The following is a 16,544-nucleotide window of genomic DNA, read 5'->3' as shown; positions in this document are numbered from 1 at the left end:
TAGATGGGTTTTCGACCAAGAAATCCGTCTCCACCAGAGGCTTCACGTGCTTGTTTACCCGTCGGGCGTCGACGTGTCCAGCTCTGCCCTTCGCTTCCTCGCTCAGGAGTTGCGGCGGCACCGCCGTGTGATCGGCTCCCGTTGGCGGCGGCTGAGTGCCGGTCGTCAGGCTCTCCTCGCACTCGCCCATCTGCGGGTGGGGCATATCTATGGCCAGCTCGCGGCCGGATTCGGCGTTGGAACCACAACGGCTTACCGGTATGTCACCGAGGCCGTCGACCTTCTGGCTGCCCTCGCACCCAGCCTGGCCGACGCCGTCCGCACCGCGTCGACGAAGGCGTATCCGCTCCTGGACGGCACACTCCTGCCGATCGACCGCATCGCCGCTGACCGGCCCTTCTATTCCGGCAAACACAAGAGGCACGGGATGAACGTGCAGGTCCTCGCCGATTCTTTCGGCCGGCTGTTGTGGGCCTCGCCGGCCCTGCCCGGCGCCGTCCACGACGTCCGCGCGGCCCGCGAACACGGCATCGTCGAATCCCTTGCCGAGGCTGACGTCACGTGCTGGGCCGACAAGGGGTACCGGGGTGCCGGCGGCACGGTCCGTACCCCGTGCTGGGGGCGCTGGGAGACTCTCTCCACCGGTCAGCAGGCGGTGAACCGGTCCCACGCAAAGATCCGCGCACTCGTCGAGCAGGCCATGGCCACCCTCAAGTCCTGGCGGCTCCTCCGCAAGCTCCGGTGCTCGACCACCCGGATCACCAGCCTCGTCCAGGCCGTCCTCACCCTGCATCTGACCAGCTCAGACCGATGATGGAAAAGGCTCACTGGCTCACCATCGTCAAGCTCCCGCCCTACGCGCCCGACCTCAATCCCGTCGAAGGTGTCTGGGCCCACCTGAAGAAGTCCCTGGCCAACCTTGCACCCTGCGCGATCGAAGACCTCACTCCGCTCGTGAAGAACCGGCTACGCGGCATCCAACGTCGACCCGAGGTCCTCGACGGCTTCATCGCCGAGACGGGACTGGAGCTGGAGCCCCCGTAACCCAGTCACCCCACCCTTTCAACGTCAGCAGCAACGTCACCAGACAAGGCGTTCTGTGGCAGCAGGTCGTCACCGTCGAAGCGTGCCGTCTGTGTGGTCTACAGGCGGCCGAGGGCGCCGTTGAGGGCGTCGATGACTTGCCGTTGGAGGCGGAGCCTCACGTGGGCATAGACGGTGGCGGTGACGCCGATGTGGGCGTGGCCGAGGAGTTCCTTGATGACCACGAGGTCGACGCCGTGCTCAAGGGCGGCCCGCTGGCGCGGGCCGCCGCGGGCAGGCGGCGGAGGTGTTCGGGCCTCCGAGCGTTCGGTGGGCAGTTGGTGGCGGTTGTTTCGCGCCCGTGGCCGTCAGGCACTGCTGGCCCCACCACGGCAACCGCGCGCCGGGATGGGCGAGCTGCCGGACGCGTCCACGCGGGGTGCGGTCCTGCAGGCGATGCGGGACTACTCCCGGCTGATATCGGCACAGCGGGGTGCTGTGGACCCGCGCCTCGGTGAACTGGTCAAGCTGGTGTGTGGGTTCTCGATAACCGAGCAGGGCTTGGGCAAGTGGCTGCGACGGCACGGCTTCACCCCGCAGCGCCCCGCCCGCCGCCCCTACCGTCAGCAGCCGGCCCAGGTGCGGGCCTGGCTGAATGCCCCCGGGGTGTGGGGGATACGGGTGCCGGCTGGGCTCAGCCCAGGGCCAGCAGGCTGACGGCGACGGCGGCGACGCCGAGGCCGACCAGCTGTCCGCGGTGGATGCGTTCGGCCAGGACGCTGCGGGCGAGCAGGACGGTGCCGGCCGGATACAGCGCGGTGATCACAGCGACGACGGCCAGGTCGCCGCTCCGGACAGCCAGCAGGAACAGCAGGTTCGCCAGCGAGTCCAGCACACCCGCACTGGCCGACACCGCGTAGGCGGGCTTCTCGGGTCCGAGCCTCCGGTACATCAGCCCTGCGGCGGCCAGGGTGACGGCGGAGGACACGGCACGGCCGATGATCAGTGGGCCGATGCCGCTGTCCACAGGCGCCTGGCGCAGGAAGACCAGTTGCAGGGCGATGGCGGCGCCCGCACCGAACGCCAGCAGGATCGCGGCCCGGGCGGGGCGGGCCGACCTCGCTCCGGGTCCGGCGCTGACCAGGACCACCGCCACCAGTGCGAGCGGCAGGCCGAACAGGCCGGCCACGCCCAGGCGCTCGCCCTGGAGCAGCCCCACGCTGACCGGCAGTATCGCGGAGACCAGCGCGGTGAGAGGGGAGAGGACGTTCATCGGGCCGATTGCGAGCGTCCGGTAGAGCAGGGCGAACGCTGCGGCCGAAGCGACGCCGGAGGCCGCGCCCCAGAGAAGGGTCGCCGGAGCGAAGGATGCGCCGAGGAGGGGCCACAGCAGGAGTTCGACGGCGAGCGAGGCCGGGGCCGCGATCATCACGGTGCGCAGGACATGGGCCTTGCGAGCGCCGAGGCCGCCGAGGAAGTCGGCGCATCCGTAGGCCAGGGAGCTGACCAGGGCCAGCAGCAGAGCGAGCACGGTGCATCCTTTAGCATCAATGGAACGACTGAACCGTATAACGCACCGACCGAATGGCGCCAACCGAACGACCGCGTGGTGCGGCAGACTGAACCACGGAGAGAAGGGCGAACTGATGGCGGAGACCGAGGCGGCTCTGCGGACGCTCGCGCACAACGTCCGGACCGCTCGCACACGCGCGGGGCTGTCCCTGGACGAACTCGGCCGGCGCGCGAAGGTCAGCAAGGGCTCGCTGTTCGCCCTGGAGAAGGCGCAGGGGAATCCGAACTTCGCCACTCTGGTCCGGCTGGCCGACACCCTCGGCGTTTCGGTGTCCGTGCTGATGGAGGGGGCGGCCCAGGAGCGCGTCCGTGTCGTGTCCGCCGACTCCGTGCCGCCGCTGTGGGCGGGGCCGCAGGGCAGCGAGGCCCGGTTGATGCTGACGACCTCCGGTCCGGCCCCGGTCGAGGTCTGGCGCTGGCGGCTCCGCCCCGGCGAGGAATACCCCAGCCACCCCCACCAGGGCGGCGTCGTGGAGACGGTCAGCGTCACAGCGGGCCGGATGGTCCTCGTCATCGACGGGGTCGAGCATTCCGTCGGAACCGGTCAGACCGCCACCTTCGACGGCGACGTCCCCCACACCTACCGCGGCGCCGGTGAGGGGACCTGCCACCTGATCATGACCGTCCACCTGCCACCCGGCCCCGGCTGACCACCGCCCCGCCCCATCCCGCCACCGTCGCACCGCAGATCGAGGACGGCCTGAGTTCCATGACCCAACGCGCCAGAGAGTCCGTCATACGGGCACCCGGCATCCCACACCTGCTGGTGGTGGTGGTCTGCTGCTTCTCGGGGTTCGCCCTCCTGCTGCCGGTCTCCCCGGCGTGGGCCGTCAGCGGTGGAGCCGACGAGTTCGGCGCCGGACTCGTCACCGCCGTCCTGATGGCCGCGACCGTCCTCGCCCAACTCTGCGTCAAGGCCACCCTGCGCAGGCTCGGCTGGTCCCGTACGCTCGCCCTCGGCGCCATCCTGCTCGGCCTGCCCGCCCCCTTGCAGGCCCTCAGCGACCAGTTGCCGCCGATCCTGCTCACCACCGCGTTCCGTGGAGCGGGCTTCGGGATCATCACCGTCTGCGGGTCCACCGCCGCGGCCGTACTGGCCCCGCGGGGGCGCCAGGGGGCGGCGATCGGCCTCTACGGCCTCGCAGTCGCCCTCCCCCAGGTCGTCCTCACTCCGGCGGGACCCTGGCTCGTGGGCGCGTTCTCCCTCCCCGCCATCATCGCCTGCGCGGTCGTTCCCGTGCTGGCGCTGCCCTGGACGCCCGCCCTCGGCCGCGCTGTCGAAGCCCGCGCCGACAGCCCCGCCCCCCACGCCGACCGCCAGCAGCCCACCGCGCCCTCGACCACGGTGCTTCGGCGCATCCTGCTGCCACTCGCCGTACTGCTCACGGTGACGGCGGCGGGCGGCGCGGTACTCACCTTCGCGCCCCAGTTCACCGCCAGCCCGGTGCTGGCCGCCGCGAGCCTCCTCGCCCTCACCGCGACCGCCGCAGCGGCCCGCTGGGGCTGCGGATACCTGGCGGACCGGATCGCCCCGAGGCCGATCAACTGCGTCCTCACCCTGGCCGCCTGCGCGGGCCTGCTGCTGATCGCCGTGACCATCGGATCGGAGTCCGTCGCCATCCCCCTCCTCCTGACCGGGCTGCTCCTGCTGGGAGTCGCCTACGGGGGCTTGCAGAGCGTCACCCTGGTCCAGGCGTTCGACCACGCCGGCACGGAGAACCGGCACACGACGTCCGTCGCATGGAACATCGGCTACGACGCGGGCACCGGCGTCGGAGCGCTGACGCTCGGCCTGGCCGCCCACGCAGCCACCTTCTCCACCGGCTTCACCGTGTTGTCCGCCGCGATGGCGACGGCGTTCCTCGCGGTGCTCCTCGCCGGTGACCGGCCGGCCGCCGGCCGCCCCGCAGGCGTCCGCCGGCGCACAAGAGGCGGAAAGCGCGGTTCGCTCACCGACTGCTGAAGCCCCCTGCGGCGCCCTGCCGAACACCGAGGCTCAGCAAGACCGTCTCCATGACGGTCGGCGAGCGCCTCCGCTCCGAAAGCCCGGCCGCGCCGGGCGCGGTCTCCTCCTGACGACACCCGGGTGCCGTGCCGCATGGCCATGCGGCAGAGTGAGACGGCGCGGAGGTCTCACGGGCCGAGCCGGTGCTCTGCACCGCCCACAGTACGCCCTGTCGTCGTTCTCGGACGAGGAATATCCTGTCGCTCAGCAGCATCAAGGGGGGTTCAGGTGGGGAGCGACCAGGAGCCGGCGCGTTCGGGGACGAGCGATCTGCCCGACGCCCGGCAGCGGCGTGGCGCGGACCGGTCACTGAACAAGACTGTGATGAGCATCGCTTTCGCGCTACTGGCCTGGCTGGTCATCGGATTCTTCCGCGACCCTCCGTCGTCGTGGATGGAGCGGTACATCGTCGGACTGCTCGCGTTCTGCTTCGCGGTACCCGTGATCCTGACGAGGGGTTACCGCAAGACGCTCCCGGCTCTCGACCGGACACCTCGCCGGGCAACTGTGACCGGGCGCCGCGGCTACAACACCGATCCGGATCCCGAGAGTGAGATCGGCCCCTACGAACTCCTCACCGTCACCCTCGACATCAACGGCACGGCCGTCGAATCGACCATCGCCGACATAGTCGCGCCCGACTCCCTGGACCGGTTCACCGTCGGCTCGATCTGGACCGTCTACGCTTTCGAAGACCCCGCCGCACTCAACAAGGACGCGGACCGCACCCGGGTCATCCTCACCGAAGCCCACGACGACGTCATCCGCTCCGGCTACGACCTCGGCTTCTACTCCCTGCACGACGGTCCCGGCCCGGGGTCGGACCTGCTCCTGCGCCGTTTCGCCAACGACCGGCGGTGATGACACCGGGAACTGGCTCGGCAGCGAGTGCGGTCCTGGGCAGCCGACAACCGCCCCGTCTCATCGGCGCCAAGCTGAGGACCCGGGGGCCGGTGTGTGTTCGCGGGAAGGGGCAGGCGAACACGGCCTGCGGGTACGGGAAGTCACCCCCGCATGGGATCGTTGATCGGACAGGCTCTTCAGCGCGTCTGCTCTGATGTCCCAGCCGCACCAAGGCAAGGCGTCACCTCTGATCCCGGTCTGTGGCTCCGAGACTTCCGCGCTGCAGCGAAAGGGACGTTGATGACCAGGATGTTTTCCTTCGGACCACCCCTCGGTGAACTACGCCGTGACTACGCGCTCCGCGGGCGTACCGATCCCGACGCTCCGGTGCGGGCCGCGGCGGAGGAACGGATCGACGCCCCCGTGGAACGGGTCTGGGAGCTACTCGCGGGGCTGTCCGGCTGGCCGGCCTGGAATCCGTCGATCAAGTCCGTCGCCGTAGTGGGCGAGGAATCCGCTGACGGGCCCACCGCCACTCCGGTGGCTTGCGGTACGGGCTTCACCTGGGTGAACAACGGCATGCGGATCAGGTCGCAGATCGCTGTCGCCGAACCGTGCCGCGAGCTTTCCTGGACCGGTGTCACCCTCGGGATCAGAGCTGTGCACCGGAACACCTTCGAGGAACTGCCCGACGGCGGCACGATGGTACGCAGTGAGGAGTCCATGTCCGCGCCGCTGCTCGCCCTGCTCTTCAGCAGCGGGAAGCTGGAGCGTGAACTGTCCACGCTGCTCGGTCGCCTCAAGGCGGCGGCAGAGCGGGAGGAGACCTCCGGCTGACCTCGCCTCGCAGGATCACTTCTGGAATATCCCGCGGCAGCCTGGCGCGGTGCTGAAACGGAATGCCCCTCCGGGGCCGGAGAGGCATTCATGAGGTCTTCTTTCAGTTCATGAGCAGGAGTTGCGTGCCCGCCTTGAGCTTGCGGTTGACGCTGGTGGACTGCACGAAGATCTTGTACTGCTCATTATGGTCCGGCTTGACCCGGACGGAGGTCCGGCCGAGCCCCAGGATTCCCCGCACGGAATCTCCGGTGAACACGCTTCCGGTACTTTTCTCCACCACGGCGAGTGCTTTGTTGCCCTGGATTGTCTCGGTCTTCATCAGCTCGTAGTAGGCCTTGCCGACGCGGTACTGGCGGCCGCACTCCTCCTCCACCCAGGCCTTGACCGGAGCGTCCCGCGTCACCGGTACCAGTACGTATTCCTTCGGGCTCAGCGGCTTGAGGTCGGCTGCCTGGATGCTTTCCTTGTTGACCGTGTCGGCGCCGGTGGAGAAGACGGAGGTGCTGGAGCGGATGCCCGCGGCCCGGTTCCTCATGAATGTTTCGGTGGCGCGCTGGATCGTCGAAGCCGCCTGATCGAAACCGACCGACGAGGAGGCGTCCCAGATGGCGATGTTGCCGGGCGGGAAGCCGCACTTCTGGGCGTAGTTCTCGCCTCTGGCGTCGGGGACGAGGGCGGCTACGGTCCAGTTGTCGGGGAGCTTGGAGACCCGCTGCGACAGGGTGGACGGCTTGTTCTTCGAAGCGTTCTCCATGCCGTCCGTCAGGCAGACGGCCATGAAGGCGTGGTCGGCGTATTTCTCAGGGATGTCCGACAGGTCATCCAACGCGAGAAGCGTCGCATCGACCAGAGCGGTACGACCACGGGGTTCGTAGTACTCCCTGATCGACGGTAGCCGCAGTACGTCCTTGTCGTATATCAGGACGTCGACGTTGTCGTCGAAGATGACGACGGTGACCCGGGTTTCCTGGTCCATCTCCTGGGACATCCTGGCAAGCTCGGAAATCTGCTCGTCGACGGCGGCGATAACCGCGTCCCGGTGCCCCTGCATGCTGTAGCTGCGGTCCAGCACGAGCGCGACGTGATTGGTAAGGCCCTGCTTCACAACAGTTTTCACCGCTGTCCCCCATCCCTCGTTTTCCAGATGCCAGCATCGTCGCACGCACCACTGACAACGGGGCCCGAGCGCATTTGGGGTAACACTGTTGCCGACGCTCGCTGTTGACGATCCAGGGCACCGAACCGGATTGACTTCAGGCCTTTCGCACGGTGGGAAACTTCTGGTTCACGGCTCTCGTGCGTAATGGGGCGGCAGGCGAGGTTTGCCGTGTTCACCCGGAAGCACACCGGAGGCACTGGAGCGCGTCCCTGAGGTTCGATGCATACGCTGCCCGGCCGGGATGGCTGCCCTCAGACCTTCGGCACCTTGAGCTTCTTCCAGCTGGCGCTGCCCGGGATGCCGTCCGCGTCCTTCCCCGAGTAGCCGAGCTTCCGCTGCCAGGCGGCGTAGGACTTCCGGTCCGCCTCCGTCCAGTTCGGGCCTGGCCCCACCTGGTAGCGGCTGCAGCCCTGGGCCACGAGCCGCTTCCCCATGGCGGTGATGATCTTGCTGTTGCGGCCTTCGCGGAAGAAAGCGGCGCCGGGGAACGGTTCGTGGCTGGCCGGCGGCTTGGGCGCGGGCGCGGTGGGGCCGTCCGGTTTGCCGCCGAGCCGCTTGGCGATCCGCTTGCGCATGGTGCTCATGGCGAAGCCGCGCGGGTCGATCTTGCCGGGCTGCCATTCGAGGTGGCCGATCACGGACTTCTCGTTCCAGCCGTGCGCCCGGCAGATGGCGGCCGAGACCTTCTCGATCGCCAGCTTCTGCGCCTCCGGCCAGGGGTCCTTGCCGTCTCCGAGGTTGACGCACTCGAAGCCGTAGAAGTGGCGGTTGCCGTCGGTGTCCGCCTCGTTGTCCTTGGGGAGCTTCTTCTCACCGATGACCGCCCGGAGGACGTCCCCGTCACCCAGGCCGGCGTGGTTGGCGCGGCCGTTGCCCACCAGGTGCACCGCGCCGGCCTTGTCGATCACGCCGTGGCACAGCGGTCCCGGCAGCGCGGAGTGGCCCCGGTAGCAGAGTTCCACGCTGCTGCTGGTGCCCTTGGTGACGGTGTGGTGGATCATGACGCCGTTGACCGGTCCCCAGGGCCCCTTGTGGTTGCGGTTGTGCGAGCGCCAGTCACGGTACTCGTGGACTTCGAGACCTTCCTCCCGCAGCGCCTTGACCAGGCGGGCGGCGGTCAGTGGTGTTGCCATCGTCGGGTTGCTCCTCTCGGACGTACCTCACGGCTCGGCAGCGGCCCCCGCTCGCGTCGGTCCGGGCGGGGGCCGCAGGCCCTCAGTTCCCTGCTCCGGGCTCCGCGCCCGCTTCCTCCTCCGCCGCCAGCGCCGCCGCCTCCGCCTCGACCTCCGCCTCCGCGGCCAGCTCCTCCTCGCTCGCGGCGGGGATCGCGGTGGCCAGCGGCGGGAAGGCCAGCCGCAGGTCCGAGGGGGTGCCCTCGCCCATCACCCAGGCCAGCGGCGCGTAGTGCACCCGGACGCCCAGCGGCCCGCGCAGCAGCGGCTTGCGGGCGGCGTTGACCGGCCACTCCACCGTCCCGGTGGCGGTCCGGGCGGGCACCAGCCAGTACTCCCCGCTCCGATAGCTGCCGCCGGCCGCGAAGTAGACCTCGACACCGTCCTCCAGCGGCAGCCACTCGCCCTCCTCGATCCGGACGGCGCCGTGCCGGAGCCGACCGCCGCGGTCGCCGCGGTGGGTGCGCCCGGCGTCCTCCGGCTGGTCCCAGCGGCGGAGGAACGGGTGGAGTTCGGGGCGGCGGCCGACGCCGGGGGCCGGCTCCTCGGAGAGCCGCACCCGCCGGCCGGGCAGGTCCAGCTCCTCGACGCGCAGCAGCGGCTGCGGCTCTCCCCGGCTGAGGTAGGCGGTGTCGCAGAACTCCACCCGGTCGCCGACGGTCAGGTCCAGTTTGTCGTCCTGCCCGAGAGAGGCCAGCTCCACCCAGGTGCCGTCGAGTGCGTCGACCGGGAAGACCACCGAGCCGTTCTCCCGGGACCACTTGAAGGTGGCCTCTCCCGCGGAACCGCCCCGGTGGACCTCCACCCGGTAGAGCTGGTTCTCCGGCCCGCGGTAGCGGGCGTCCGGCCCCACCAGGCAGGGGTGCTCGTCGGCGTGGTCGGGGCGGTGGCTCCGGGCCGCGAGCCTGGAGCCGTGCGCCGACTGCTCCTCCGCCCACCGGCGGAAGGCCGCGCGCACCGTGTCCTTGTCGCTCTCGCCGTCGGGCAGCTCCAGTTCGGAGCCGGGCAGCGGCAGCACCTGCCAGACGACCTTGACCCGGGCGGTGGTGTCGGGTGTGGCGGAGCCGAGCGCCACCTCGCGCAGTGCCGGGTCCTCGGCGGCGGTCACCAGTCGTTCCCAGACCTTCAGGTAGGCGAGGTACGGGTATTCGGTGGGCAGCCGGTCGCCGGGCCGCTCCGGGTCCCGGTAGGCGTCGGGCTGGTCCCAGTAGGTCCAGTCGGCGGGGGCGCTCGGGTCCGCGGTGGTCCGGGGCCGGCCGTCGCCCTTGCCGCCGGCGTGGGCGTCGCCGTCCTGCCCGTCCGGGGCGGGGCGGTCCGCGCCGGGGGGCTCCTCGACGGCCTCGTCCGGTGCCGGGCGGGTGGCGTCGCAGCAGATGCCGTCGACGTAGTACCGGCCGCCGCCGATGGTCAGGTCGTCCAACTCCCGGCTGCCGCCCCGGAAGTCGACGGCGAAGCCGGTGGCCCCGGCCGGGCCGCCGTGCTGCCCGAGCAGGTCGGCGGTGAGGGTGCGGGCCTGGTGCAACTGGATCGCCGCCTGTTCGTTGGCGTCGGCGTCGAGTTGCACCCGGCCCTGCTGGGCGACGACCGCCGAGTAGTGCCGCTCGGGGCGGTGGGTCACACGGGAGAGATCGGCGTGCATGGAAAGGGTCCCCCTCGGATGGTTCGTTGAGGCTGCGTCGGGCTGCCGGGTCGGACTCGGGCTGCCGCTTCCTGCGGACGGGTGGGAATCGGGCGGTCGGTGGGATCCGGGGCGCCGCTGCTGCCGGATCCCGGCGGTGGGTGTCAGGTCACGAAGAGGACCCCCGCATCGGTGTCGGCGGGGCTGTACTCGGCCAGCCGCGCGCGCAGGCTGTCCTCACGCTGCGGCAGGTAGAGGTCGTGGAAGGCGCCCATCGAGGCGCCGTCCTCCGCCCCTCGGACGATCTCCGGGGCGCAGCCGGCGGCCAGTTGGCCGTAGTCGGGGGTGCCGTACCGCTCGCTGGCGAACAGCGGGCGCACCCGGCCGGCCCCGTCCGCCCCCACCAGGTCGGGTTGGCAGCGGTGCCGCCGCGGGGTGCGCGAGCCGGGTGGCACGTACGAGTGGCGGAGGCAGCCGATCCCGCGGCGGGCGACGTGCATCCGCCCGGTGAAGACGCTGTTCTCCCCGATCTCGACGGCGTGCGTGTGCACTTCGCCGATGACGGTGGTGCGGTGGGCGTGCAGCACGGCGTGCGCGTGCCGGCAGTCCGGTGCGGAGAGCGCCTCCGACTGGTGCCCGGTGGCGTCGAGGACGCTGTCGCGGATGTGGATGGGCAGCGGGTCGGTGCTCACCTCGTCGCCGATCACCAGGATGGTGCCGAGGATGCTCCGCTCGATCTGGACGCAGGCGGTGGTGCGCTCCAGGACGAGGCTGGGCTCCTCCGGTGAGTGCGGCTCGCACCGCGGCTCCAGCGACCAGCCGGGCACCAGGGTGCAGTGCCGGATGACGACCGAGCCGACCGGCCCGGTGACGTTCAGCCCGCGCCCGCTGACCAGCAGGCCGTCCAGCACGATGCGCGGCTCCCGGCCCGGCTCGCAGTCCCGCGGGGCGCGGATGTTGAGGGCGTCGGGGCGGTTGCTGTACCAGTCCAGGAGCCGGATCACCGGCCGGGTGCCCTCGGCCGCGCGCAGCTCCAGCCGGTCGCCGGGGTCGAGGTCGAAGTCCAACTGCTCCTGGTAGGCGCCGCTGTGGGTGATCTCGATGATGCCGTCGGGGCCGCACTCGCCGGCGCGGCGGTCGCGCCGCCAGGCCGCGTAGGCGTCCATGATCCGCTGGTGTGGGCGGCCCGGCCCGACCGCGTAGGTCCGGGCGCCGCCGCGCTGGTCGCCGGACGGCCGGCGGACGCGGTCCGGCCGGTCGTACTCGCCGCCGCCCAGATCGTCGGCGAAGGCGTGGTGGTAGCTGACCCAGACGCCCCGCCGGGGGGCGGTTCGGGAGCCGAAGGCGATCCGGCCGAGTTCGGGGTCGACCACCACCTGCCCGCGGGCGGGCCGGTAGCGCCAGTCGCTGAGGTCGGCCACCACGATGTCGGCGGGCGGCACCGGTTCCCGCCGGCCGTCGCGCCAGACGGTGAGGCTCTTGCCCGGTCCGTAGTAGTCCGCCGGCCGGTCGTGGAGCTGTCTGCGGCTGATGTACGCGGGCACGTTGTCGATGGTGGCGATGTGGGTGGCGGACGGCTCCGGCTCGGGCCGGGTGACCAGCGGGGTGTCGTTCCCCAGGATGGAGAAGGTGTAGAGGTTGCGGGCCCGGTCGACGCAGTAGGCGGGGGCGCGGGTCACCGGGTAGGGCCGTAGCCGCCACACGAACAGCCCGACCCCGGCCGGGGTGAGCCCGCCCGTGGTGCGGGTGGAGGCGGTGCGGCCGGACGCCGCGCGCCGTACGTCGACGGTGCGGGCCACCGTGCCGAAGGGGCCGCCGGTGAGGTCGAGCGCGGAGCTGTCGCGCAGGTCGGCGAGGCGGCCTCGGGAGCGCCGCCGCCGGTTCGCCGTCTCGTCCGCGCCGGTGTCCGGCCCGTAGAGCCGGACCGGTTGCTGGTGGGAGACGAGCCGGGAGAGTTCGACGGCCCGGGCCGGCCAGCCGGCGGAGCTCCGGGCGAGCTCCTCCAGCAAGTGGAGCGTGCCCTTGCGGCGCCGGTTGGCCACGGTGGCGGCGACGTCGGCGCGCGGGGCGAGGGCCCGGGCCAGGCGCTGCCGCGAGGTGTCCGCCGGGCCGCCGTCGCGCAGCCCGGCGGCGAGTACCCGTTCGTAGCCGGCCAACGGCCGGTAGCCGACCAGGTCGCCGAGGTACGGCAGCACCCAGTCGGCGGCGGTCTCCACGAACCAGTCGTCGTAGCCCTGTTCGACTCCGGTGCGCACCCGGTCCACCTGCTCGGCGATGACCGCGAGCAGGGCGCGCAGGGGTTCGCTCCCGGCGGTCCCCTCGGCCTGTTCGGCGTCCCGCAGGCGGTGCCACTGCGGGAGGAGTTCGGCCAGCCCGTCCGGTTCCCTGCTCATCGCCGGGTCCTCTCGTCGGTGGCGGCCGGCCCGCGGGTGGTGTCGCCGGCACCCGCCCGGTGCGCCGGTCCGGTCGGTGGGGGTGTGCTCCTCACGAGGCTTCCTCCGTCAGAATCAGCGTGTCCGCCACCTCCGGGGCGAACAGCGCGAGCTGTGCCGGCCGGATGCCGCGGAAGACGAACACCGAGCGGCCCCGCTCCAGCGGCCGGGTGTCGGTGATGTCGGGGTTGAGGCGGAGCAGTTCGGTCAGCGGGATGCCGTGGCGGCCGGCGACGGCGCTGAGCGTCTCCCCCGCCTCGGCGGTGACCGTGTGCACCTGCTCGTCGTACTCGGCGAGCCGGGCCGGGACGGTCTGCCGCGGAGGCCGGAGTCCGGCGGCCAGCCGGGCGAGCCCGCGCGGGGTGGTGGAGGCGGGCACTCCGGAGAAGACGTCGACTGCCAGGTGGTCGACGCCGGGCACCGCCTGGGCAGTCGCCAGCACCTCCGACAGCCGGGCCGGCTGGCCCAGGTCCCGGCAGGGGAAACCCAGGCGGTGCAGCAGGGCGGCCCGCAGCCGGGGGCGGACCACCTCCCAGGAGTGGTCGCGGGCCACCTTCACCCTGGCCACCAGCAGCAGCAGCACGAGTTCCCGCACGTCGACCCGGACGGGCAGCCGCGCGTCCCCGTAGGTGCCGAGCGAGGCGCGCAGCGAGTGCAGCAGATCGCCGCTGACGCCGATCGGCGCGTCCTCGGCGCCGGCGACGGTCAGATGGAGCACCTGCCGCCGCCCGTCGTACAGTTCGCGCGCGGCGGCCCGGCCGATGCCGGCCCGGGAGCGGGTGAAGTCCTCGTAGTCGGAGACGGAGACGAGGCGGTCGAGGGCGGAGACGGCGAGCGGGACGGTGCGCCGGGTCAGGTCCGGTCCGTCGGCTTCGGCGCCGCCGGTGGCCGGCAGCGGGTTGGTGACGGCGGTGACGCCCAGCGGCCGGGTGACGGCCTGGGTGATCCGGCCGGCGGCGATGTTGGCGGCGCCGCCGGTGCCGAACCGGTAGCGGGCGCGGACGTTCTCATGCCCGGAGGGCAGTCGCGCCCCCTGCCGCCCGTCGCCGAAGGTCACCGTGGTGCGGCCGTCCCCGGCGGCGCCGATGACGTAGACGCGCTCGCGCGGGCTGCGCCCGGCGAGGCTGTCCACCGGGTGCCAGAGCAGGCCGTCGACGCGGACCTCCAGGGCCGGTTCGGCGCCCAGCGGGTTGTCCGCCGGCAGCCAGGTCAGCGGAGCCTGCCAGAGGGTGAACGTCTGGTTGGCCCGCCCCGCGTCACCGCTGCCGATGGCTTCGTCGCGGCTCTCGCCGTGCGTGGCGGGCACCACGTTGCCCTGGATGAGCAGGGTCTCCCGGCGGTAGCGGTGGCTGAGGTCGGCGGTGAGGGTGAGCACGGTGTGGACGTGGTCGCCGGGCAGCTCCGGGTCGAGCCGCTGCTCGACCTCGGCGATCACGGCGAGTTCGGTGCCGCGCACCCCCGACGCCCCGGGGATGTCCGTCCGCTCGCCGGAGAAGACCAGGGTGCGGCCGGGCCGCAGCCCCTCGTGCAGCTCGGCGAGTTCGATCCGGTGGCCGCCGACGTCCTCGGCCAGTGGCTCGTCGGCGGGGCGCAGCGGTTCGCCGGCCGCGTGCACGGTGGTGCCGCGGATGTGGGAGAGCAGTACGTCGTGTTCGTCCAGCCAGGGTTCGGCGAGGGTGAGTTCGGTGCCGCGGCCGGTGATGCCGTAGCGGGTGTAGGAGACGGTGCGCGCCTCGACGACCCTGGTGGTGACCGAGGCGAGCGCCGGGTCGCCGGGGATGCCGTTCTCCGCTCCCTTGCCGGGGCGTTCGATCGCCACCCAGCTGCCGGGGGTGATCCGCTCGTGGACGGTGTCCAGGGCGAGGACGTTCCGGTGGACGGGGTCCGGGAGGGTGGCGAGGGCGATCTCCACGACCGGTGGTTCCCCGGCGGTGGTGTGGCTGACCGTCACCTCGTACCCGCCGTACCGCACCTGCTCCCGGTCTCCGGGCGCCAGCCGCCAGTCCAGCGGCTCGCCGTTCTGCACGGCGACCTGCACGCCGCCGTCCTCGTCGGGCCGGGAGACGAACAGCGTCAGCTCGGGCAGTTCGGCGAGGAGCACGGCGGTCACGCCCGGCTCCTGGGAGTCGGTGGGGCGCCTGCTGAGCCAGCCCAGGTCGTTGTCCTGGCCGGTGCGGGTGGACAGCCGCACCCGTCCGGGACCGAGCGGGAACTCGGTGTCCGAGGGCAGGTTCTCGGTGTGCTGGGTCGCTCCGGCGGCCTCGGCGTGGACGAACTCCGCCCGCACCGGCGCCCGTCCGGCGGGGTCGTAACGCACCCGCATGGTGGTCAGCGCGGCCCCGGTCAGCGGCCAGTCGGTCTGCCGGATGATCCGCCCGCGTTCGTCCTGCACCGACTTCAGCGGGGCGGTCGATCCGAACGGTGCCGCCTTCACCCGTAGCGCCAGCAGTTCGCTGAGGGCCGGGGAGGCGGCCGGCGGGGCCGCCCGCCAGGCCGGGTAGAGCTCGCGGGAGAGCTCCGGGTCGAGGGCTGACAGAAGTCGGGCGCCGAGGTCGGACTCCGGGCCGAAGAGCCGCGCCGGGTCGCGGGGGGCCGCCGCGGGCGGCCCGGGCCGGTGGCCGCCGGCCCCGGCGCGGAGCGCGGGCAGCAGTGCGGCCAGTGCCTGCGCGGCGGCGCCCAGGGGCGGGTCCGCGGAGGCGGCCGGGTCGGCCGGGATCGCGGAGGCGTCCGGTGCGGTGGGCGCGGTCGCGAGTTGCGGTTCGAGTCTCGCCGCGCGTTCCTGGAGGTCGACGAAGACGGCGTTCAACCGTTCGAACCAGTCCCCGGCCTCCCGGTGGCCGGCGGCGAGCGCCTGCGCCTCCCACAGCCGCCGCACCGGGCCGTCCAGTCGGCGGGCGAACTTCGCGGGGGTGTCCAGGAGTTCCAGGTCGGCGCGGAGCTGCGCCAGCACCTGCTCGTCGAAGTCCTCGGCCAGCGCGCTGCCGACCGGCCGCGGCGCGGGGGCGTCCCCGCCCGGGGTGATCCACCGCTGGAGTTCGCCGACCAGCTCCCGCAGTGAGGGAGGGGCGGAGACCGGGAGCCCGATGGCGGTGGTGTCGCTCTCCCCGTCGACGCGGACCCGCCGCACCGGCAGCAGCAGCCGCCCACCGTGCTCTTCGTCTTCGGCGGCGTCCCCGCCGAAGACGAAGAGCAGCTGGTCGCCGACGGAGAGCCCGGTCGTGGTGGAGGCGACATGGATCTCCGACCGCTCCCGGAGGTCGTCCGGGGTGAGCGGGGCCGGGCGGCGGCGGCGCACCGCCAGTTCGTTCCACGACCAGCGGGCGGTCAGGTCCTCGGCGGTCTCGAAGGTGTGGGTGGCCTCCTCCGAGGAGGCCGGCACGCTGTGGCTGCGCGAACCTCGCGGAATCAGCACCGGCACGTCCTCGCGGCTGCGCGGGTCTCGGTCCACGGTGTAGGCGAGGTGGGTGCCGGCGGCCAGTCCCGGGCGGGGCCGGTGTCCCACCAGCCGCCCCAGCCGCAGCAGGGAGGAGTGGTCCTCGGCGGTGCGCAGGTAGCCCTCGTCGGCGATCCGCTCGGAGTGGAAGGTCAGCAGGTCGCCGAGGACCGCCCAGGAGTCCAGCAGCGCGATCGCCGGGTCGTCGGGGGTCCGCGCGGTCAGGCCGCGCAGCGCCGGATAGGCGGGGGAGGCCAGCCGGTCGAGCATCGCGGCCAGGAACGAGCCGTGGTCGCCCACCCGGTAGTCCAGGGCGGTGCGGCCGGGCGGGTTGTGCGGGGCGGCCGGGGCGCGACGTTCGGCGCTCGGCCGCCGCTCGGGGGCGGTGCCCTCACCGTCGCAGCCGCAGCCGCAACCCCCGTGTCCGGGTGTGCCGTTCATGGGTTC

12 protein-coding genes and 2 pseudogenes are annotated in these 16,544 nt (G+C 72.2%); 7 read left to right on the top strand and 7 right to left on the bottom strand.

The genetic code is table 11. From position 1 onward, the window contains the following. The first annotated feature begins 46 nt into the window (after window positions 1-46). Together BGP73_RS13635 and BGP73_RS24015 are read left to right on the top strand one after the other, a co-directional pair. Window positions 47-814, top strand: a complete 768-nt coding sequence (locus tag BGP73_RS13635) for an IS5/IS1182 family transposase (protein WP_069814599.1) — start codon at window positions 47-49, stop codon at window positions 812-814. After that, window positions 802-903, top strand: a pseudogene (locus BGP73_RS24015) (transposase); the annotation flags it as partial. The gene BGP73_RS13635 and the pseudogene BGP73_RS24015, both read left to right, overlap by 13 nt. A 239-nt stretch (window positions 904-1,142) precedes the next feature. On the opposite strand, the pseudogene BGP73_RS13630 reads toward BGP73_RS24015, so the two are convergent. Then, window positions 1,143-1,289, bottom strand: a pseudogene (locus tag BGP73_RS13630) (site-specific integrase); the annotation flags it as partial. A gap of 142 nt (window positions 1,290-1,431) precedes the next feature. Here BGP73_RS13630 and BGP73_RS23110 point away from each other — a divergent pair. Next, window positions 1,432-1,740: a helix-turn-helix domain-containing protein gene (locus tag BGP73_RS23110; protein ID WP_170837829.1), complete on the top strand. Its 309-nt coding sequence runs from the start codon at window positions 1,432-1,434 to the stop codon at window positions 1,738-1,740. Here the strand turns inward: BGP73_RS23110 and BGP73_RS13625 are convergent. Continuing rightward, complete coding sequence (locus tag BGP73_RS13625; RefSeq protein WP_069814598.1) at window positions 1,718-2,554, bottom strand: DMT family transporter; 837 nt, start codon at window positions 2,552-2,554, stop codon at window positions 1,718-1,720. The two genes, BGP73_RS23110 and BGP73_RS13625, sit on opposite strands and share 23 nt — an antisense overlap. 115 nt (window positions 2,555-2,669) lie before the next feature. Between BGP73_RS13625 and BGP73_RS13620 the strand changes: the two genes are divergently transcribed. The 4 genes from BGP73_RS13620 to BGP73_RS13605 all read left to right on the top strand — a co-directional run bounded on the left by BGP73_RS13620 (window position 2,670) and on the right by BGP73_RS13605 (window position 6,280). Then, window positions 2,670-3,245, top strand: a complete 576-nt coding sequence (locus tag BGP73_RS13620; protein ID WP_069814597.1) for a helix-turn-helix domain-containing protein — start codon at window positions 2,670-2,672, stop codon at window positions 3,243-3,245. A gap of 59 nt (window positions 3,246-3,304) precedes the next feature. Continuing rightward, window positions 3,305-4,558 carry an MFS transporter gene (locus BGP73_RS13615; protein ID WP_069814596.1) on the top strand — a complete coding sequence of 418 codons (1,254 nt, stop codon included), beginning with the start codon at window positions 3,305-3,307 and terminating at the stop codon, window positions 4,556-4,558. 366 nt (window positions 4,559-4,924) lie between these two features. Then, window positions 4,925-5,461 carry a hypothetical protein gene (locus BGP73_RS13610; RefSeq protein WP_069814595.1) on the top strand — a complete coding sequence of 179 codons (537 nt, stop codon included), beginning with the start codon at window positions 4,925-4,927 and terminating at the stop codon, window positions 5,459-5,461. 282 nt (window positions 5,462-5,743) lie between these two features. Beyond that, window positions 5,744-6,280, top strand: a complete 537-nt coding sequence (locus tag BGP73_RS13605) for an SRPBCC family protein (protein WP_069814594.1) — start codon at window positions 5,744-5,746, stop codon at window positions 6,278-6,280. A gap of 103 nt (window positions 6,281-6,383) precedes the next feature. Here the strand turns inward: BGP73_RS13605 and BGP73_RS13600 are convergent, their stop codons facing one another. The 5 genes from BGP73_RS13600 to BGP73_RS13580 form a co-directional block, all read right to left on the bottom strand. Further along, window positions 6,384-7,334 carry a hypothetical protein gene (locus tag BGP73_RS13600; protein ID WP_069814804.1) on the bottom strand — a complete coding sequence of 317 codons (951 nt, stop codon included), beginning with the start codon at window positions 7,332-7,334 and terminating at the stop codon, window positions 6,384-6,386. A gap of 359 nt (window positions 7,335-7,693) precedes the next feature. Next, window positions 7,694-8,575, bottom strand: a complete 882-nt coding sequence (locus BGP73_RS13595; protein WP_069814593.1) for a peptidoglycan-binding protein — start codon at window positions 8,573-8,575, stop codon at window positions 7,694-7,696. An 82-nt stretch (window positions 8,576-8,657) separates the two neighbouring features. Continuing rightward, window positions 8,658-10,253 (bottom strand): DUF6519 domain-containing protein, encoded by a 1,596-nt coding sequence (locus BGP73_RS13590; RefSeq protein WP_069814592.1) that lies wholly within the window; start codon window positions 10,251-10,253, stop codon window positions 8,658-8,660. A gap of 143 nt (window positions 10,254-10,396) precedes the next feature. Then, on the bottom strand, window positions 10,397-12,625 hold the full coding sequence (locus tag BGP73_RS13585) for a hypothetical protein (protein ID WP_069814591.1): 2,229 nt from the start codon (window positions 12,623-12,625) through the stop codon (window positions 10,397-10,399). 91 nt (window positions 12,626-12,716) lie between these two features. After that, the gene (locus tag BGP73_RS13580) at window positions 12,717-16,538 is read right to left on the bottom strand and encodes a putative baseplate assembly protein (RefSeq protein WP_069814590.1); all 3,822 of its coding nucleotides are present in this window, start codon (window positions 16,536-16,538) and stop codon (window positions 12,717-12,719) included. Between the last annotated feature and the right edge of the window lie 6 nt (window positions 16,539-16,544).

The organism is Streptomyces sp. TP-A0874, from assembly GCF_001748085.1.
GTDB lineage: Bacteria > Actinomycetota > Actinomycetes > Streptomycetales > Streptomycetaceae > Streptomyces.
Note: the sequence above shows the minus strand (reverse complement) of the source record. Positions and strands in the feature narration are given on the sequence as shown.